The organism is Delftia sp. SD018, from assembly GCF_017355445.1.
GTDB classification, from domain to species: Bacteria; Pseudomonadota; Gammaproteobacteria; order Burkholderiales; family Burkholderiaceae_C; genus Comamonas; species Comamonas acidovorans.
The window spans coordinates 354807-374399 of record NZ_JADDRN010000002.1 but is presented as its reverse complement, the minus strand read 5'-3'; the positions used below and the strand labels follow the sequence as shown (position 1 = coordinate 374399).

The following is a 19593-nucleotide window of genomic DNA, read 5'->3' as shown; positions in this document are numbered from 1 at the left end:
TCAACGCTTTCGCTTCAGTGGTAATCGACGATCTCCAGCTCACTCGGGCCTTCATGGGTCCACACAAAGCACACGCGCCACTGATCATTGATGCGGATGCTGTGCTGCCCCTTGCGATCTCCGTGCAGCGCCTCCAGCCGGTTTCCGGGCGGGACCCTCAAGTCCTGAAGCACATGAGCGGCATGCAGCATCCGAAGCTTGCGCAGCGCAACCACTTCAATGCTGCTCCACCGACGAACCCGCCTCTGCTGGAACAGTTGCTCGGTGTCGGGGCACTTGAATGACTGGATCGTCATGGAAGCAAATAATAACGCGTTGCGTCAGTAACGTCAAACGTAAGTACCGGGCCACTGAGTCCACAAGAAAGCGCCTGGGCCAGATCAAGCTGGCACCAGGCGCTTTCGGTCGAAAAACTGAGCGGCGCTCTACTTGTTCGCCACCGTCATCACCGCCTCAATCTTGCCGTCGCGCACAGCGGCGCCGCGCTCCGTGGTCAACGTGCCGCCGCGCTCATCCACGCCCTTGACGCCGCCGGGGTTCACGTCGGGGCGCAGGGATTTGTAGGCCTCGTCGAGCTTGGCGTGGATGGCCTTGGTGTCCGAGGCCGAGCCGGCCAGCTGCATGGCCTTGACGGTGGCGTGCACGGCCGTGTAGTTCCACTGCGCCTCCGAGCCCGGGATGCGGCCCGGGTAGACCTTGCCGAAGCGTTCGACGAAGGCCTTGTTCTCGGGCTTGGTGTCCTCGGAGACGGGCATGACGCCGATGGCGCCTTCCAGCGGCGCATAGCCGCCGACCACGCGGGCCATTTCGTCGAGCTTGGCCTGGTCCATGACCACGAAGCCGCCCTTGAAGCCCAGCTCGCGCGCCTGCTTGACGACCAGGGCCGTGGGCTCGGAGGCACCGCCCACGAAGAGCACGTCGGGCTTCTCGGCCAGGGCCTTGCTCACGCCGCTGTAGAAGTCGGTGGCGCGGTTGTAGCTCATGGCGTTCTCGGCCACCACGGTGCCGCCCAGCTTTTCCCAGCCGGGCTTGAAGGCGGCGACCCAGGCCTTGGCGTAGTCGTGGTCGGCGCCCACCAGGGCCACCTTCTTGCCGAAGCGGCCCATCACGTACTTGGAGAACGGGTCGATGTACGAGGTGAACTCGGGCGGGATGCGCAGGGTCAGCTTGTTGCCCCGGTTGGTGATCTGCGGCACCGAGCTGTAGGCCAGCACGATGAAGTTGCTGCGCTCGTTGGTGGTCTGCAGCGCGAAGATGCCGCCCGAATGCGGCACCAGGATGGCCGCCGTCTTGTGCTGCTGCACCAGGCGCTGGGCGTTGATCGCGGTCTCGGACGGGTTGTACTTGTCGTCCAGCGGCACGATCTCGATCTTGACCTTCTTGCCCCCGATCTCGGGCGCTGCGGCATTGATCTCGGAGACGGCCATCTGCATGCCGTCGAGCACGTTCTTGCCGTACTGGGCAGCGCCGCCCGACAGCGGGCCCGAGTAGCCGATCTTGACCACCTCCTGCGCCAATGCAGGGCCGGCGGCGGCCACGGCGGCGCAGGCCAGGGCCAGCGTGCCCACCCTGCGGCGGGTCAATGGTGCGAATGCTGTCATGTCTGTCTCCTTGGATAGTGAAGAACGAATCGCTGCTGACGCAACGCATAAATCCGGCGCAGCCCAGACCAGGGACGCCGAGCAAGGGCCGCCCCGCAGCGAGGGCGTCGTCCCCCTCCCTCGCGAAGCGAGAGAGAGGGGGAAGCCGCGCAGCGGCTCAGGGGGTGCAGTGTCATGTCATGCGCCGATGTACGCCTTGCGGATGGAGTCGTCGGCCAGCAGCTCGGCCGGCTTGCCCTCGCGCACGATGCGGCCGCTTTCCATCACATAGGCGCGGTGCGCGATCTTCAGCGCCGCATAGGCGTTCTGCTCGGCCAGCAGCACGGTGGTGCCGGCCGCGTTGATGCGCTGTATGGCCTCGAACATCTGCTTGATGACCAGGGGCGCCAGGCCCAGCGAGGGCTCGTCCAGCAGCAGGGCCTGGGGCCGGCCCATCATGGCGCGGCCGATGGCCACCATCTGCTGCTGGCCGCCCGACAGCGAGCCGGCCGGGTCGTGCTGCTTCTCGCGCAGGATGGGAAACAGCTCCATCACCTCCTGCAGCGTCTTCTGGCTGGGGCCGGGGTCGCGGCGGTGCACGTAGGCGCCCAGCTGCAGGTTGCGCAGCACCGACATCTGGGGAAACAGCTTGCGCCCCTCGGGGCACTGCACCACGCCGGACTGCACGATGGCCGATGGCTTGCTGCCGGCCAGCTCCTTGCCATTCCAGACGATGGAGCCGCCCGCAGCCTTGTGGATGCCGCTGGCCGTGAGGAACAGCGAACTCTTGCCTGCGCCGTTGGCGCCCAGCAGCACCACCAGCTCGCCGCGGTCGGCATGCAGGCTCACGCCGTCCAGCGCCAGGAAGCTGCCGTAGCGCAGCGACACGTTCTCAAACTTCAGCATGCTCGCTCCCCAGGTAGGCATCGATGACGGCGGGGTTGCGGCGTATTTCCTCGGGCGTGCCCTCGGCGATCTTCTCGCCGTAGCTGAGCACCAGGATCTTGTCGGCCAGGCTCATGATCATGCCCATCTTGTGCTCGATCAGCGCCACCGTGATGCCGTGGCGCACCAGCTTGCGGATCAGCTCGGCCAGGCCCTCGGTCTCCTCGGGGTTGACGCCGCCGGCAGGCTCGTCGAGCAGCATCAGCTTGGGGTCGGTGGCCAGGGCCAGCGCGAAGGCCACGCGCTTGCGCTCCTCCTGCGTGATGTCGCCCGCGATGCGGCCGGCCACATGCGACAGGCCAACGAAGTCCAGCGCGTCGCGCGCCTTTTCACGGCACACGCGCTCTTCCTCGCGCAGGCGGCTGGAGCCGCGCAGCACGTCCCACAGGCCTGAGCGCGTGCGCAGCCGGTGGCCCACGATGAGGTTGTCCAGCACCGTGGCGCGGTCGAACAGCGCCGTGGTCTGGAAGGTGCGCGCCACGCCCAGTTTCGCCACCTGGTCGGTGCGCAGCGAGGTCACGTCCTGGCCGTTGAAGGTGATGGTGCCCGAGGTGGGCTTGTGCACGCAGCTGATCAGGTTGAAGAACGTGGTCTTGCCCGCGCCGTTGGGGCCGATGATGGCGTTGATGCGGCCTTCCTCGATCACGGTGCTGACATCGCTCACGGCGGCCAGCCCGCCGAAGGTCTTGGTCAGGTGGTCAATCTTGAGCATGCGGCTTGCCCTCCTTGGCATTGCGGCGCGCGCGCCATGCGGTGAAGCTGCCCACCACGCCGTAGGGCATGAAGATCACCAGCATCACGAGAATCGGGCCGAAGACGATGAAGCGGTACTCCTGCAGGAACTGTAGGTACTGCGTGATCCAGGGCATGCCGATGGCGCCCAGCAGCGGCCCCAGCACCGTGCCCATGCCGCCGACCATGGCGAAGATCATCATGTCGAAGGTGTGGTGCACGCCGGCCATGTCGGGACCGATGAAGCGCACGAAGCCCGCATACAGGCCGCCGGCCACGCCCGCGTAGACCACGCTCAGCATGAAGGCCAGCACCTTGTTGCGCATGAGGTTGATGCCGAGCGCCTCGGCCAGCTCGTCGCTGTTGCGGATGGCCATGAAGGTGCGGCCCAGCAGCGACCGGACGATGCGCCGCATCACCCAGACCGAGGCCACGAGGAAGGCCAGCACCAGGTAGTACAGCGCCAGCGGCGACTCGAAGCTCAGCGCGCCCAGGGCCTCGGGCGCGGGGATGCCCATGATGCCCACCGTGCCGTGGGTCAGGCCCTCCCACTTCTCGATGACGAGGAACATGATGTAGCCCACGCACAGCGTGAAGATCGAGAAGTAGTGCCCCTTCAGGCGCAGCGAGACGATGCCGATCAGGTAGCCCAGCACCGCGCACACCACGCCCGACATCACCAGCCCGCCCCAGAACGGCCAGCCATGGTCCACCGTGAGGATGCCCACGGTATAGGCGCCCGCGGCCATGAAGCCCGCATGCGCGAGGTTGAGCTGGCCCGTGTAGCCCGTGATCAGGTTCAGGCCCAGCGTGGCAATGGCGAAGATGTAGGCCGTGCTCATCACCGTGAGGTGGTAGTCGTTGCCCGCCAGCCAGGGAAAGGCGATGCCGGCGGCCAGCAGCAGGCCCCAGGCAACGCGGGAGTCGATGAATCCGTTCATTCAATGACTCCTCTTGGCGAACAGGCCCTGCGGGCGCAGCGACAGGATCACCACCAGCAGCACGAAGGCGATGATGTCCTTGTAGTCGGTGGAGATGTAGTAGGCGCCGAAGCTCTCGGCAAAGCCGATGATCAGCCCGCCCAGCACGGCGCCCGGGATGCTGCCCATGCCGCCCAGGATGATGATCACGAAGGCCTTGGTGATGACCAGGTGGCCCATGGCCGGATAGACCAGGTTGATGGGCGCATACAGCGTGGCCGCCACGGCCGCGAGCACGCCCGAGATGGCAAAGGTCAGCATGGACACGCGGTTGGCGTCGATGCCCACCATCGATGCGCCCTCACGGTTCTGCGCCATGGCGATGATGGTCGCGCCCGTGATGGTGCGCGTCAGGAACAGGTGCAAGGCCACCATCAGCGCAAAGGCCGCGCCGATGATCAGCAGGCGCTGCGCGGGCGCCGTGATGCCGCCCATCTCCACGATGGAGGTGTAGGGCGTGGGCATGCGCTGGAAGTCCGCGCCCCACAGCGCCTGGGCGCCCGCTTCCAGGAACAGCAGCAGCCCGATGGAGGCGATCTTGGGATGCAGGGGCGAGGCCTTGCGCAGCGGATGGAAGATCAGCCGCTCGCTGACGATGCCCAGCACCGCCACCGCGATGGCTGCGGTCAGCATGGCCGCCCAGTAGCCCCAGCTCCAGGCCACCATGGCCTGGAAGGCCACGAAGGCGCCGATCATGTAGAAGCCGCCGTGCGCGAAATTGGGCACGTGCAGGATGCCGTAGACCAGGGTCAGGCCCAGGGCCACCAGGCCGTAGATGCCGCCCAGGGTCAGGCCGTTGAGCACTTGCTGCAGAAAAACGTCCATTCAACGCCTCCTGCGGAAAGGCGCGGCTCGGCGCCCGGCCAGGGTCTGTGCTTGCATTGTCTTGTCTCCTTTGCATGGCCGGCCGGCGCGGCGCGACAACGCATGCGGCAGACAGGCAAGGCCAGCTTAGGAGGGGGGCGGCGCCACGATCAACCCGAAGATTCCGCACAGCGGAATTCACCTGGGAAACCCCGAGACCCTCAGGGCCCCGCCAGTAACCTAGATGACAGCCGCGCTCAGATGGACAGGGCCGGCAAGTTGGCGGGCAGGCCCTGCATGGAGCGCTGCGTGTGCTCGGCCACGAAGTCCAGGAAGCTGCGCACGCGCGCCGGCATGAACTTGCGCGTGGGCAAGGTGGCGTAGAGCGTGAAATGGCCCGTGGTCCATTCGGGCAGCACATGGCGCAGGCGGCCCGAACGCAGGTGGCGCGCAATCAGGTCCAGCGGCTGGGTGCTGATGCCCGCGCCGTCCAGCGTGGCACGCAGCAGCGTGCCGGTGTGGTTGGCCACCAGCACGGGCTGCACGGCCACCTCGGCCTCGCCCGCGTTGCCATCGAGCCGGCGCAGGCGCAGCACGTCGGAGCGGCCCTGGGCGCGGCGGCGCAGCAGGCACTGGTGGCCCGCCAGATCCCCGGGCACGGCGGGCACGCCATGGGCGTCCAGGTACTCGGGCGAGGCGCAGGCCAGGCCGCAGGTGGTGACGATGGGCCGCGCCACCACGTTGCCGTCATAGCCCTCCTCGGCGTTGAGGAAGGTGATGTCATATTCGCCCACGGCGGCCTCGCTGGCCGACTCCACGAAGACCTCGATGCATATCCGCGGGTGCAGGCGGTGGAAGTCCGCCACCAGCGGCGCCAGCACATGCTCGGCAAACACGGGCGGCGTGAGCACGCGCACGGCGCCCGACAGCTCCAGCGTGTGCGCCTGCGCCAGGCTGAAGGCATCCTCCACATCGGCCAGGATGCCGCGCACGCGCTCCAGATAGGCCTCGCCGGCCTCGGTCAGCGACACGCTGCGCGTGGTGCGCTGCAGCAGCCTCGTGCCCAGGTGCTGCTCCAGGTCGGCCACCAGGCGCGTGACCGTGGGCACGGACATGTCCAGGCGACGCGCCGCCGCCGAAAACCCGGCCTCGTCGGCCACGGTCTGAAACACCCGCATGGTCTGCAATCGGTCCATCTTGTCCTTGGCCCCCGGCCTTGGTGCCAGGGGACTTTGCTGCATTGTTCCATTGCCCAAACGCCTGCGCCGCGGCTTTGCGGGCCGCGGCGCAGGCGTTCATCTTCGTCGAAATGCAGCCGCTCAGCCCTTGCCGTCCGAAGTGTCCCTGGCCTGCGCTGGACCGGCGGGCGGCGCCCAGCGGATGGGGTGGGTGAAGCGCACCTCGGCGTCGCTGAAAGCCTTGGCCGTGGCGGCCGACAGCAGCAGGATGGCCGACGAGAAATAGATCCACATCAACAGCACCACCAGCGAACCCGCCGCGCCATAGGCCGAGACCACGGCCGCCGTGGACAGATACCAGGCCAGGGCCTGCTTGCCCAGCGTGAACAGCAGGGCGCCGACGATGGCGCCGAAGATGAGATAGCGCAGCCGGGGCTTGGGGCCGCTGCCGATGCGCATCAGCCCCACGAAGAGCAGCACGGCAATGCCGAAGGACACGCATTCGTTGATCAGGCTGATCAGCGGCCCCAGAGGCTGCATCTGCAGCTTGGTGCCGGCCCAGTTGGTGATCAGCTGGATGGCCGTGGACAGGGCCATGGACACCAGCAGCAAGAAGCCCAGCGCCAGCACATAGGTGAGGCCGCGCAGCCGCAGCGCAGCCATGCGCCACCACACGGCCTTGGGCGGCGGTGGCTCGCCGTTCGAGGTCCAGAGCTTTTCCAGCGCGGACTGCAGCTCCACGAACACACCCGTGGCGCCCGACATCAGCAGGATGAAGCCGAACAGCGAGGCCAGCCGCCCCTCGTCGGGCCGCTGGGCGCTTTCCAGCGCGCCGCGCACCACCTGGGCACCGCGCTCGCCGATCACGTCCTGCACCTGGTCGATCAACTGGTGTTCCACATAGCTGCGGTCCACCCACCAGCCCAGCAGGCCGACCAGCAGCAGCAGCAGCGGCGCCAGGCTCAGGATGCCGTAGAAAGACATGGCCGCGCTCATGCGCAGGCCATCGGCGTCCAGCCACAGCTGCACGGCATTCCACATGGCGCGCAGCGGGTTCAGCTCCATCAGGCGCTGCAGGCGTGCGGACCAGGACGAGGCGGGGGGAGTTTCCGGGGTATCTGAGGGCATGGCCCCCATTGTGCGCAGCGGCGCACCAGCGCCCTGTCAGCCTGTGCCGACAGGGGCCTGTGCGCGCGGCTCAGGTCACGGGCGCTGGATTGAACAGCACCAGGGCGTTGTGCAGCTTCCACTGCTCGGCCCAGGTCTTCCTGCGGCCGCTGGCCACGTCCAGCATCAGGCGGAACATCTCCCAGCCCACGTCCTCGATGCTGGCCTGGCCTTCGGCGATGCGGCCCGCGTTCACGTCCATCAGGTCATGCCAGCGCCGCGCCAGGTCGCTGCGCGTGGCCACCTTGATCACGGGCACCTGGGCCAGGCCGTAGGGCGTGCCCCGGCCCGTGGTGAACACATGCAGGTTCATGCCGGCGGCCAGCTGCAGCGTGCCGCAGATGAAGTCGCTGGCCGGCGTGGCCGCGTAGACCAGGCCGCTTTGGATGCCCCGGTCGGCCAGCCGCTGGCCCGGCGACAGCACGCCGGTGATGGGCGCCGTGCCGCTCTTGATGATGGAGCCCATGGCCTTCTCGACGATGTTGGACAGGCCGCCCTTCTTGTTGCCCGGCGTGGTGTTGGCGCTGCGGTCCACGCGGCCCTTGTCCAGGTAGGCGTCGTACCAGGCCATCTCCTCGATCATGGCCTGGGCCACCTCGGGGCTGGAGGCGCGCGAGGTGAGCTGGTCGATGCCGTCGCGCACCTCGGTCACCTCGCTGAACATCACGGTGGCGCCTGCGCGCACCAGCAAATCGGTGCAAAAGCCCACGGCCGGATTGGCCGTGACGCCGCTGAACGCATCGCTGCCGCCGCACTGCACGCCCACCACCAGGGCGCTGGCCGGCACGGTCTCGCGCCGGCGCGCGTTCAGCCGCTCCAGATGCACCCTGGCGCTGCCCATGATGGAGTCCACCATGGACATGAAGCCCACATGCGCCTCGTCCTGCAGGCAGACCACGTCCAGCGCGGGCTCGCGCTCATCGACGATGGGGAAGGACCCCGGCGGCAGCAGCCGCTCGGGCTGCAGCTTCTCGCAGCCCAGGCTCACCACCATCACCTCGCCGCCAAAATTCGGGTTGTGGCTGATGTTGCGCAGCGTGCGCTGCGGAATCTCGGCGCCCACAGCATCGATGGCCACGCCACAGCCATAGCTGTGCTCCAGGCCCACCACATCGTCCACATTCGGATAGCGCGGCAGCAGCTCGGCCTTGATGCGGCCCACCGCGAAATCCAGCACCCCGGCCACGCACTGCACCGTGGTGGTGATGGCCAGGATATTGCGTGTGCCCACCGTGCCATCGGCATTGCGGTAGCCCTCGAAGGTGTAGCCCGTCAGCGGCGGCAGCTCGGGCGGCTGCACCGTGGCGATCGGCAACCCCTCAAGAGACAGCGCCCCCGGCATGCGCAGCAGCCGCTCATGCACCCAGCTGCCCGCGGCAATGGCCTGCAGCGCATAGCCGATCACCACGTTGTAGCGGCGCACCTCGCCGCCCTCGGCAATGTCCACCAGCGCCACCTTGTGCGCCTGCGGCACCTTGTCGACCAGCACCAGCCCCCCGGGCATCACCGTGCCCGCAGGCAACCCCCCGTCATTGGCCACGATGGCCACGTTGTCGGCCGGATGCATGCGGATGGAAAGAGGAAGTGGGGTACTCATGGCAATGTCTCAATTTTCTAAAGGGCTGGCACTACAGCAGTAAAGCAGCTGGCACAGCCCACGCAACCGGCGCGGCCCAAGGCGAGGGACACCAAGCAAGGGCCGCCCCGCAGCGAGGGTGTCGTCCCCCTCCCTTGCGAAGCAAGTAGAGAGGGGGAAGCGGCGCAAGCCGCTCAGGGGGTGCTTTATTTACTCTGCCTTTATTCCAGCAGCCTTGATCACCTTCCCCCACTTGACCACCTCGGCCTTCTGGTACTCGCCCAGCTCGGCCGGCGTCATCTGCGAGGGCAGCATGCCGAAGTTCTTCAGGCGCGCCTGCACCTCAGGCGTGGCGACGATCTTCATGATCTCCGCATGCAGCCGGTCCACGATGGGCTTGGGCGTGCCTGCGGGCGCGAACACGGCCTGCCAGGAGCCCATGTCGAAACCCTTCTCGCCGGCCTCGGCGATGGTGGGCACATCGGGCAGGGACTCCAGGCGCCGCGAGCTGGTCACGGCAATGGGACGCAGCTTGCCGGCCTGCACATGGGGGCCGACGACCAGGGCGGTGTCGAACATCATGTCCACCTGGCCGCCGATCACGTCCTGCACGGCTGGGCCGCTGCCCTTGTAGGGCACGTGGGTGAACTTCACGCCCGTCTGGTAGCCCAGCAGCTCCAGCGCCATGTGGTTGGAGGTGCCGCTGCCCGGCGAGGCCGAGGTCAGTCCGCCCGCCGCTGCCTTGGCCTTGCTGGCGGCCAGCACGTCGGCCAGCGTCTTGTAGGGGCTGGAGGCCGGCACCACCAGCACCAGCGGGCCCGAGCCCAGCATGGCCACCGGCGTGAAGGACTTGACCGGGTCGTAGTCCAGCTTGGCGTACAGGCTCACATTGATGGCGTGCGAGCTGATGGTGCCGCCCAGGATGGTGTAGCCGTCGGCCGGTGCGCGCGCCGCAATGGCCGAGCCCACGCTGCCGCCCGCGCCGCCCTTGTTCTCGATCACAACGGGCGTGCCCAGGGCCTTGCTCAGCGGCTGGGCGATCACGCGCGCCAGCGTATCGGTATTGCCGCCAGGCGGGAACGGCACCAGGTAGGTGATGGGCTTGCCCGTGGGCCAGTTGCCCTGCGCGGCGGCGGGCATGGCGGCCAGGGCCGTGCCCAGCAGCAGGGCGCTGGCGAGGGAATGTTGGATGAGTGTGCGGCGTTGCATGGTGCTTGTCTCCGGGAAGGGCTTGTCGTTGGAATGGTGTGAAATCGGGTTCAGAAACGCGGCTGGTGGCCGGTGAACGAGGGGTCGTACTTGCGCATCTGCCCCAGGTCGTCGCGGTTGCGGATGCCGCAGTGCAGGTAGTTGTCGTGCAGGCGGGCCAGGGCCTCGCGGTCCAGCCGCACACCCAGGCCGGGCGCCGTGGGCACGCGCAGGCTGCCCTGCTCGAACTGCAGCCGGCCGCCCTCGACGACTTCCTCGTCCTGCCAGGGGTAGTGCGTGTCGCAGGCATAGGTCAGCAGGGGCACGCTGGCGCACAGGTGCGTCATGGCCACCAGGCTCACGCCCAGGTGGGAATTGCTGTGCATGGACAGGCCCAGGTCGAAGGTGCGGCACAGCGTGGACAGGCGCTGCGTGGCGCGCAGCCCGCCCCAGTAGTGGTGGTCGCTGAGCACGATCTTCACGGGGCAGCCCATCTCGGCGTTGCGGCGGAACTCGGCAAAGTCCGTCACCACCATGTTGGTGGCCAGCGGCACATCGCACTCGCGCGCCACGGCGGCCATGCCGTCCAGGCCCGGCGCCGGGTCCTCGTAGTACTCGAGCACGCCCTGCAGCTGCTGCACGATCTTCAGGCTGGTCTCCACCGTCCAGTTGCCATTGGGATCGATACGCAGCGGCGTGCCCGGAAAGGCCTCGGCCAGCGCCAGGATGCCGGCCGCCTCCTGCTCGGGCGGCAGCGCGCCGGCCTTGAGCTTGATGCTCTGGAAACCGTACTGCGCAATCATGCGCCGCGCCTGCTCCACCAGCTGCTGCGGCGCCAGGGCCTCGCCCCAGGCGTCGGGCGAAGAATCTGGTCCATAGGGCCTGTCGATGTGCTCGGCGTACTTGTAGAACAGGTAGGCCGAGAACGGCACGCTGTCGCGCGCGGCGCCGCCCAGCAGGTCCACGATGGGGGCGCCCGCCATCTGGCCCTGCAGGTCCAGCATGGCGACCTCGAAGGCGCTGACCACCTTGGCCACGGTCTTGGACACATGCGTGCCCGGCGCCAGCGACACCTGCTGGCCCAGGAATTCGGAGGCCGTCAGCGCAGGCGGCGCCACCAGGGCCGCGACGCGGACCTCCATCTCGTTGAGCGCCCAGGGCGACAGCCCCACCAGCGCGGGCGCGGCCTTGGCCAGCGCATCGAGCATGGGCTGGTCCCCGTAGCTTTCGTTGATGCCGACCAGGCCCGAGGCCGTCTCGATCTCGATGATGGAGCGCAGCGCCCAGGGCTCGTGGATGCCGGCCGCATTGAGCAGCGGCGGATCGCGGAAGGCAATGGGCGTGATGCGTATGTGGCGGATCGCGTGGGTCGCGTGGGTGGTGCTCATCTGGAATGCGGGTTCAGGAGGATCAAAAAAACTCGATGGCGTGGACGTCTTGTGATACGTTGTCGTACAACTTGGAGCGATTATGATCAGCACCATGGAAAGTTCGGCAAAGGGATTTCCCGCATCACCCCCAACGATCGAGCTTCCCCTGCGAGGAAAGTCCGGTCGCAGCGGCCGCAATCTGGCCGCCCTGCTGTTCGACGAGTTCGCGAGCAAGATCCGCAACGGCCTGCTGGCCGAAGGCGAGAAGCTGCCCACGGAGTCGTCGCTGGTGCAGACCTACGAAGTCAGCCGCACCGTGGTGCGCGAGGCGCTGTCGCGCCTGCAGGCCTCTGGCCTGGTGGAGACGCGCCACGGCATAGGCACCTTCGTGCGCGCTGCCCAGCCCGCATCCACGCTGATGCTCAATGCCGACGAGCTGACGGCCGCCGTGGACGTGATGGCCGTGCTGGAGCTGCGCATCAGCCTGGAGACCGAAAGCGCCGGCCTGGCCGCGCTGCGCCGCAGCCCCGAGCAGCTTCAGGGCATACGCATGGCGCTGCAGGCCTTCGAGATCGCCTTTGCGCGCGGCGAGGACACGGTGGCCCATGACCTGGCCTTCCACACCCAGATCGCCGAGGCCACGGGCAACCGCTACTTCGGCGACATCCTGCGCCACTTCGGCGCCCAGCTGATTCCGCGCACGCGCATCGCCTCCATCCACCAGCCCCAGCGCGACCCCGATTACCTGCGCCGCGTCAACCGCGAGCATGAGGAAATCCTCGCCGCCATCGAGCGCCAGGACGCCGACTCGGCCCGCGCGGCCATGCGCATCCACCTGACCAACAGCCGCGAACGCCTGCGCCTGGCGCAAAAGACCAGCGCCGCCTGAGTGCTCCCATGGGCCTTTCGGGGCCGATGGCTTTGTCACGGGAATTCAGACAACCAAGGGAAAACCCTTTATCACTGCTTGCAGATCTCGGTTAAAAATCGGCTTCAGTTGTACGACAACTGACAACATAAAACCCGGAGACAAGAGCATGACCCTGAGCCGAAAGCAGTTCCTGCGCGCCGCTGGCGCCACCGCCCTCGTAGCCACCGGCGCCGGTGCGCTGGCCCAGAGCAACTGGCCCACGCGCCCGCTGCGCCTGGTGGTGCCCTACCCGCCGGGTGGCAGTTCGGACATCATCGCGCGCGCCATCGGCCCGCTGCTGTCGGCAGAACTCAAGCAGCCCGTGGTCATCGAGAACAAGCCCGGCGCCAACGGCAACCTGGGTGCCGACATGGTGGCCAAGGCCCAGCCCGACGGCCACACGCTGATGCTGTGCGACCTGGGTGCGCTGGCCATCTCGCCCTCGCTCTACACCAAGCTGTCCTTCGACCTGTCCCGGGACCTGCGCGGCACGGCCATGCTGGCCTACTCGCCCCACCTGCTGGTGGTCCATCCCTCGGTGCCGGCCAACAACCTGCAGGAGCTGGTGGCCCTGTCCAAGAAGGAAGACCTGAGCTTTGCCGTCACCGCCACGGGCAGCGCCCCGCACCTGGCCGGCGTGGAACTGGCGCGCGCCACGGGTGCCCGCTGGGAATACGTGCCCTACAAGGGCGGCGTGCAGTCCATCCAGGACACGGTGGCAGGCCAGACCCAGGTGCTGATGAACGGCATGCTGGCCACCTACCCCCATGTGCAAAGCGGCAAGCTCAAGCTGCTGGGCCTGTCCAAGGGCACGCGCATGCCGCTGGCCGCCAACGTGCCCACCATCGCCGAGCAGGGCGTGCCCGGCTTCGAGACCGGCACCTGGCAAGGCGTGGTCGTTCCGGCCAAGACGCCCGAGGCCGTGGTCCAGCGCCTGCATGAGGCCCTGATCACCGCCATCCGCTCGCCCGAGGTGCGCGCCCGCCTCACGGGCCAGGGCGCCGAGGTCGTGACCATGAACCCCGCCGAGACCGCGCGCTTCCTGACCACCGAGCGCCAGCGCTGGCAAAAAGTGGTTCAGACAGCCGGTTTGAAGCTCGACTGATTCCACCCTTTTTTCTTTCTTCCCCACCCTTATTCCCGAGAGCACCATGACCCCCCAAGACCTCAAAGACGTGATGAGTTCCGGCCTGCTGTCCTTCCCCGTGACGGACTTCGACAGCAACGGCAACTTCAATGCCAAGGGCTATGCGGCCCGCCTCGAATGGCTGGCCCCCTACGGCGCCAGCGCGCTGTTCGCGGCCGGCGGCACGGGCGAGTACTTCTCGCTGTACGGCGAGGAATACGGCCAGATCATCAAGACCGCCGTGGACACCTGCCGCGGCAAGGTACCCATCATCGCGGGCGCCGGCGGCCCCACGCGCACGGCCATTGCCCATGCCCAGGAAGCGGAGCGCCTGGGCGCCCACGGCGTCCTGCTGCTGCCCCACTACCTGACCGAAGCCGGCCAGGAAGGCCTGATCGCCCATGTGGAGCAGGTCTGCAAGAGCGTGAAGTTCGGCGTCATCGTCTACAACCGCGACCGCACCCGCTTCACGCCCGAATCGCTGGCCATCCTGGCCGAGCGCTGCCCCAACCTGGTGGGCTTCAAGGACGGCATGGGCAACATCGAGACCATGTCCGCCATCTTCATGAAGATGGGCGACCGCTTCGCCTACCTGGGCGGCCTGCCCACGGCCGAGGTCTATGCGGCCGCCTACAAGGCCCTGGGCACGCCGGTGTACTCCTCGGCCGTCTTCAACTTCATCCCCAAGACGGCGATGGCGTTCTACGAAGCCGTGCGCACCGACGACATGACCACGCAGCACAAGCTGCTCAAGGAATTCTTCATGCCCTACCTGAAGATCCGCAACCGCGTCGAAGGCTACGGCGTGAGCATCATCAAGGCCGGCGCCAAGCTGGTCGGCCACGACGCAGGCCCCGTGCGCGCCCCGCTGACGGACCTCAAGCCCTCCGAGCTGGAAGAGCTCAAGGCCCTGATCGACAAGCTCGGCCCGCAATAAGCCACAAGACCGGACGCAGGGGCCAGTCCGGCCCTTGCGCCCCCCAGGAGACAAGAACATGAAGAAGATTCTGATCACGCTGGGTGCCGCACTGGCCCTCACGGCGCAGGCGGCCGGCAGCTTTCCGGACAAGGCCGTCAACATCATCGTGCCCTTCCCGGCTGGCGGCTCCACCGACACCGTGGCGCGCGCCATGGCCCTGAGCATGGGCGAGCAGCTGGGCAAGCCCTTCGTGGTGGAAAACCGCCCCGGCGCCACGGGCACCATCGGCGCAGGCGCCGTCAAGCGCGCCCCGGCCGATGGCTACACGCTGCTGGTGGCCTCGCTGGGCCCCTTCGTGGTCACGCCGCACCTGGTCAAGAACGTGCCCTATGACGCAGGCAAGGACTTCGACTACATCACCATCCCCGTGCAGGCGCCCAACGTGCTCGTGGCCAGCCCCGCGCAGAAGGCCCGCACCGTGGCCGAGGTCATCGCCGCGCTCAAGGCCAACCCCGGCAAGATCAGTTTCGCGAGTTCGGGCAACGGCTCCTCGGACCATCTGTCGGCCGAGCTGTTCTGGCAGCAAAGCGGCACCGAAGGCATGCACGTGCCCTACAAGGGCGGTGCCCCGGCCATCACCGACCTGATCGGCGGCCAGGTGGACTTCTCGTTCCAGAACGTCAACGCCGTGCTGCCCCATCTGCGCAGCGGCAAGCTGCATGCGATCGCCGTGACCGGCAGCCAGCGCTCGCCCGTGCTGCCCGATGTGCCCACGCTGGCCGAGGGCGGTGTCAAGGGCGCCGAGGTGTACTCCTGGCAAGGCCTGGCCGCACCCAAGGGACTGCCCGCCGATGTGAAGGCCAAGCTGGCCAAGGCCGCCATCGCCTCCGTGCAGCAGCCCGACATCCGCAAGCGCTTCGTGGAGCAGGGCCTGGAGATCGTGGGCAACACGCCCGAGGAATTCACGCGCTACCAGGCACAGGAATCGGAGCGCTGGAAGCAGCTGATCCAGACCCGAAAAATCACTGCTGATTGAGCTAGAAACAACGGGCCGGCCCCCGGGCCGTTCCCGCTGGCCTGCGCACCGCAGGCCCTTTTCACCGGGGCTTCCAGCCCCCCGCAAGTTCCAAGGATTCCAAGGCATGGCGACCTCCCGTCCACGCGTTCTCCAGTTCGGCAAGATGCCGCTGCCCCAGCTCGATGCCGAACTGGCCCAGGCCTATGAGGTGACGCTGCTGTCCGAGCAGCCCGACCGCGAGCGCTTTCTCGCCGAGCACGGCGCGCAGTTCGAATACCTGGTCACCTCGGCCGCCATGGGCGTGCCCGCGAGCGTGGTGCAGGCCCTGCCCAGGCTGCGCTTTGTGAGCAGCTTCGGCGTGGGCTTTGACGCGCTGGACCGCGAGTCCCTGCTGCGCCAGGGCGCCCGCGTGGGCTACACGCCCGGCGTGCTGGACGACTGCGTGGCCGACATGGCCTTTGCCCTGCTGCTGGACGCGGCGCGTGGCCTGAGCGAGTCCGACCGCTTCGTGCGCCGGGGCGACTGGAGCCGAGGCCGCTTCGGCATCCGCACGCGCGCCAGCGGCAAGCGCCTGGGCATCTTCGGCATGGGCCGCATCGGCTCCACCGTGGCGCGCCGCGCGGCCGGTTTCGACATGGAGGTGGCCTATCACAACCGCCGCCCGGTCGAGGGATCGCCCCACCTCTACCAGCCCTCGCTGCTCGAACTCGCACGCTGGAGCGACTTCCTCGTCATCACGGCCGCAGGCGGCGACGGCACGCAGCACCTGGTCAACGCCGAGGTGCTGGACGCGCTGGGCCCGCAGGGCTTTCTGATCAACGTGGCACGCGGCAGCGTGGTCGACGAGGCCGCACTGGTCCAGGCCCTGCAGCAGGGCCGCATCGCGGGCGCGGGCCTGGATGTGTTCGAGGACGAGCCCCGCCCCCATGCCGAGCTGCTGTCGCAGGACAACGTGGTGCTTGCACCCCACATCGCCAGCGGCACGCACGAAACCCGCCGCGCCATGGCCGACCTCGTGCTGCGCAACCTGGCGCAGTTCATCGCCACGGGCCGGCCCGAGGCCGAGGTGCCGTGGTCCGCCGCGCAGCAGGCGGCCCCCGCCGCCGCATAGCCGTTTTTTCCCAGAGACCGATCCAAACGATCCAAGAGCACGCCATGTCCTCCACCCCGACCATCACCGAGATCGAAGTCATTCCCGTCGCCGGCCGCGACGGCATGCTCATGAACCTCAGCGGCGCGCATGCGCCCTACTTCACGCGCAACATCGTACTCGTGCACGACAGCGCGGGCCACACCGGTGTGGGCGAGGTGCCTGGCGGCGAAGGCATACGCCAGGCGCTGGAGGACAGCAAGGCGCTGCTCATCGGCCAGTCCGTGGGCAACCACCTCAAGCTGCTGCAGAACCTGCAGCAGGCCCTGGCCGGCCGCGACACGGGCGGGCGCGGCCTGCAGACCTTCGATCTGCGCATTGCCGTGCATGCCGTCACCGCCGTGGAATCGGCCCTGCTGGACCTGCTGGGCCAGCACCTGGGCGTGCCCGTGGCAGCCCTGCTGGGCGAAGGCCAGCAACGCGACCGCGTGGAGATGCTGGGCTACCTGTTCTTCACCGGCCCCACCGACAAGACCGACCTGCCCTACGTCCAGCCCGGCGAAGACCAAAGCGGCACCGACGACTGGACGCAGGTGCGCCACATGACCGCCATGGACCCAGCCGCCATCGTGCGCCAGGCCGAGGCGGCGCACGCGCGCTACGGCTTCAACGACTTCAAGCTCAAGGGCGGCGTGCTGGCCGGCGAGCAGGAAGTGGAGGCCGTCACCGCGCTGGCCAGGCGCTTCCCGCAGGCGCGCGTCACGCTGGACCCCAACGGCGGCTGGCTGCTCAAGGACGCCATCCGCCTCATGCGCGACATGCACGGCGTGCTCGCCTATGCCGAAGACCCCTGCGGCGCCGAGAACGGCTTCTCGGGCCGCGAAGTCATGGCCGAATTCCGCCGCGCCACCGGCCTGCCCACGGCCACCAACATGATCGCCACCGACTGGCGCCAGATGGTGCATGCGCTGTCGCTGCAGTCCGTGGACATCCCCCTGGCCGACCCGCATTTCTGGACCATGGCCGGCTCCGTGCGCGTGGGCCAGACCTGCCGCGACTGGGGCCTGACCTGGGGCTCGCACTCCAACAACCACTTCGACATCTCGCTGGCCATGTTCACCCACGTGGCCGCCGCCGTGCCCGGCAAGGTCACGGCCATCGACACGCACTGGATCTGGCAGGACGGCCAGTACCTCACCCAGAACCCGCTGCAGATCAAGGGCGGCTTCGTCGAGGTGCCCAAGACCCCGGGCCTGGGCGTCACCGTGGACCGCGCCGCGCTGCAGCGCGCCAACGCCCTGTACCTGGAGCACGGCCTGGGCGCGCGCAATGACGCCATGGCCATGCAGTACCTGATTCCCGGCTGGACCTTCGACAACAAGCGCCCCTGCATGGTGCGCTGACCCCTTCCTTCCGTTACCCCTTTCCCGGAGCACCTCATGTCCCGCTACGACAACCTCATCAACGGCCAATGGAAGGCCGCCAACGGCTACAGCGCCAACACCAACCCCAGCGACCTGTCCGATGTGATCGGCGAGTACGCCCAGGGCAATGCCGCCGACGTGGAAGCCGCCATCGCCGCGGCGGCCGCGGCCTTTCCCGCCTGGAGCACCTCGGGCATCCAGGCCCGCCACGACGCCCTGGACAAGATCGGCAACGAAATCCTGGCCCGCAAGGAAGAGCTGGGCGACCTGCTGGCGCGCGAGGAAGGCAAGACCCGCCCCGAAGCCATTGGCGAAGTCGGCCGCGCAGGCCAGATCTTCAAGTTCTTCGCGGGTGAATGCCTGCGCCTGGCCGGCGAGACCCTGCCCTCCGTGCGCCCCGGCATCGGCGTGGAAATCACGCGCGAGCCCGTCGGCGTGGTGGGCCTGATCACGCCGTGGAACTTCCCCATCGCCATTCCCGCCTGGAAGATCGCCCCGGCCCTGGCCTTCGGCAACTGCGTGGTCCTGAAGCCTGCCGACCTCGTGCCCGGCAGCGCCTGGGCGCTGGCCGACATCATTCACCGCTCGGGCATTCCGGCCGGTGTCTTCAACCTCGTCATGGGCCCGGGCCGCGTCATCGGTGATGCCCTGGTGCGCCACAGCGACGTGGCCGCCATCAGCTTCACCGGCTCCGTCGGCGTGGGCCGCGGCATTGCCCGCGCCTGCGTGGAAAGCGGCAAGAAGGTGCAGCTGGAGATGGGCGGCAAGAACCCGCAGATCGTGCTGGACGACGCCGACCTCACCCAGGCCGTGGAGCTGTCCGCGCAAAGCGGCTTCTACTCCACGGGCCAGCGCTGCACGGCATCGAGCCGCCTCATCGTCACCGACAGGATCTACCCCGCCTTCATCGAGGCCCTGCAGGCCCGCATGGCCAGGATCAAGGTGGGCGACGCCCGCGCCGCAGGCACCGACATGGGCCCCGTGGTCAGCCAGGCCCAGCTGGAGCAGGACCTGAGCTACGTGGAAATCGCCAAGGCCGAAGGCGCCGTGCTGGCTGCGGGCGGCGCAGCCGCCGCCTGCCACACCGGCAGCGGCAACAAGGGCTACTACATGGCGCCCACCCTGTTCGTAGACACCCAGGCCGCCATGCGCATCAACCGCGAGGAAGTCTTCGGCCCCGTGGCCAGCGTCATCCGCGTGAAGGACTACGAGGAAGCCCTGGCCGTGGCCAACGACACGCCCTTTGGCCTGGCCGCAGGCATTGCCACCACCAGCCTCAAGCACGCCACCCACTTCAAGCGCCACAGCCAGGCCGGCATGGTCATGGTCAACCTGCCCACGGCCGGCGTGGACTACCACGTGCCCTTCGGCGGCCGCAAGGGCAGCAGCTACGGCCCGCGCGAACAGGGCCGCTATGCGCAGGAGTTCTATACGACGGTGAAGACGGCGTATACGCTGGCCTGAGGCTGAACCCAAAGCAGCCGCCAGGTGCTGGCGACTGCCTTCATCACTGACGCCATCCGCAACAAAACGATGCGGATGGCGTTTTTTCATTCGTCGTTGCGCCCACAGTCAATTCTCGTGCG

Annotated in this window: 18 protein-coding genes; 7 read left to right on the top strand and 11 right to left on the bottom strand. The window is 68.0% G+C overall.

The annotated features are described in order from the left end of the window. Window positions 1–14: 14 nt before the first annotated feature. The 11 genes from INR38_RS04715 to INR38_RS04665 all read right to left on the bottom strand — a co-directional run bounded on the left by INR38_RS04715 (window position 15) and on the right by INR38_RS04665 (window position 11538). Window positions 15–296 carry a type II toxin-antitoxin system RelE/ParE family toxin gene (locus INR38_RS04715; RefSeq protein WP_013800140.1) on the bottom strand — a complete coding sequence of 94 codons (282 nt, stop codon included), beginning with the start codon at window positions 294–296 and terminating at the stop codon, window positions 15–17. 129 nt (window positions 297–425) lie between these two features. Next, on the bottom strand, window positions 426–1601 hold the full coding sequence (locus INR38_RS04710; RefSeq protein ID WP_013800139.1) for an ABC transporter substrate-binding protein: 1176 nt from the start codon (window positions 1599–1601) through the stop codon (window positions 426–428). Window positions 1602–1778: 177 nt separating this feature from the next. After that, window positions 1779–2486: an ABC transporter ATP-binding protein gene (locus INR38_RS04705; RefSeq protein ID WP_043823207.1), complete on the bottom strand. Its 708-nt coding sequence runs from the start codon at window positions 2484–2486 to the stop codon at window positions 1779–1781. After that, entirely contained in the window at window positions 2473–3237 is a 765-nt protein-coding gene (locus INR38_RS04700) for an ABC transporter ATP-binding protein (RefSeq protein WP_012202201.1), read from the bottom strand. Before INR38_RS04700 ends, INR38_RS04705 begins: the two co-directional genes overlap by 14 nt. Then, entirely contained in the window at window positions 3224–4198 is a 975-nt protein-coding gene (locus INR38_RS04695; protein ID WP_012202200.1) for a branched-chain amino acid ABC transporter permease, read from the bottom strand. The genes INR38_RS04700 and INR38_RS04695 overlap by 14 nt, the downstream gene beginning before the upstream one ends. Next, window positions 4199–5062 carry a branched-chain amino acid ABC transporter permease gene (locus INR38_RS04690; RefSeq protein WP_043823209.1) on the bottom strand — a complete coding sequence of 288 codons (864 nt, stop codon included), beginning with the start codon at window positions 5060–5062 and terminating at the stop codon, window positions 4199–4201. A 236-nt stretch (window positions 5063–5298) separates the two neighbouring features. Next, complete coding sequence (locus INR38_RS04685; RefSeq protein ID WP_013800135.1) at window positions 5299–6237, bottom strand: LysR family transcriptional regulator; 939 nt, start codon at window positions 6235–6237, stop codon at window positions 5299–5301. Window positions 6238–6360: 123 nt separating this feature from the next. Next, a complete protein-coding gene (locus INR38_RS04680) occupies window positions 6361–7347 on the bottom strand; it encodes a YihY/virulence factor BrkB family protein (protein WP_034397739.1) in 987 nt (328 codons plus the stop codon). A gap of 70 nt (window positions 7348–7417) precedes the next feature. Then, window positions 7418–8983, bottom strand: a complete 1566-nt coding sequence (garD, locus tag INR38_RS04675) for a galactarate dehydratase (protein WP_047474984.1) — start codon at window positions 8981–8983, stop codon at window positions 7418–7420. Between the two features lie 189 nt (window positions 8984–9172). Further along, window positions 9173–10171, bottom strand: a complete 999-nt coding sequence (locus INR38_RS04670) for a tripartite tricarboxylate transporter substrate binding protein (RefSeq protein ID WP_063327751.1) — start codon at window positions 10169–10171, stop codon at window positions 9173–9175. Window positions 10172–10221: 50 nt separating this feature from the next. Next, complete coding sequence (locus tag INR38_RS04665; protein WP_207442887.1) at window positions 10222–11538, bottom strand: glucarate dehydratase family protein; 1317 nt, start codon at window positions 11536–11538, stop codon at window positions 10222–10224. 94 nt (window positions 11539–11632) lie between these two features. On the opposite strand from INR38_RS04665, the gene INR38_RS04660 reads away from it, so the two are divergent. From INR38_RS04660 to INR38_RS04630, 7 genes are all read left to right on the top strand, one after another. Then, a complete protein-coding gene (locus tag INR38_RS04660) occupies window positions 11633–12409 on the top strand; it encodes a FadR/GntR family transcriptional regulator (RefSeq protein WP_224986218.1) in 777 nt (258 codons plus the stop codon). 148 nt (window positions 12410–12557) lie between these two features. After that, on the top strand, window positions 12558–13535 hold the full coding sequence (locus INR38_RS04655) for a tripartite tricarboxylate transporter substrate binding protein (protein WP_013800130.1): 978 nt from the start codon (window positions 12558–12560) through the stop codon (window positions 13533–13535). Window positions 13536–13581: 46 nt separating this feature from the next. Continuing rightward, window positions 13582–14493 carry a 5-dehydro-4-deoxyglucarate dehydratase gene (gene kdgD, locus INR38_RS04650; RefSeq protein WP_207442888.1) on the top strand — a complete coding sequence of 304 codons (912 nt, stop codon included), beginning with the start codon at window positions 13582–13584 and terminating at the stop codon, window positions 14491–14493. Window positions 14494–14551: 58 nt separating this feature from the next. Then, complete coding sequence (locus INR38_RS04645; protein ID WP_207442889.1) at window positions 14552–15511, top strand: tripartite tricarboxylate transporter substrate binding protein; 960 nt, start codon at window positions 14552–14554, stop codon at window positions 15509–15511. A 106-nt stretch (window positions 15512–15617) separates the two neighbouring features. After that, a complete protein-coding gene (locus INR38_RS04640; RefSeq protein WP_207442890.1) occupies window positions 15618–16604 on the top strand; it encodes a 2-hydroxyacid dehydrogenase in 987 nt (328 codons plus the stop codon). Window positions 16605–16648: 44 nt separating this feature from the next. Next, window positions 16649–17986, top strand: coding sequence for an enolase C-terminal domain-like protein (locus tag INR38_RS04635; protein WP_207442891.1), 1338 nt, complete (start codon window positions 16649–16651; stop codon window positions 17984–17986). 36 nt (window positions 17987–18022) lie between these two features. After that, window positions 18023–19471 carry an aldehyde dehydrogenase family protein gene (locus INR38_RS04630; protein WP_207442892.1) on the top strand — a complete coding sequence of 483 codons (1449 nt, stop codon included), beginning with the start codon at window positions 18023–18025 and terminating at the stop codon, window positions 19469–19471. Window positions 19472–19593: the final 122 nt, after the last annotated feature.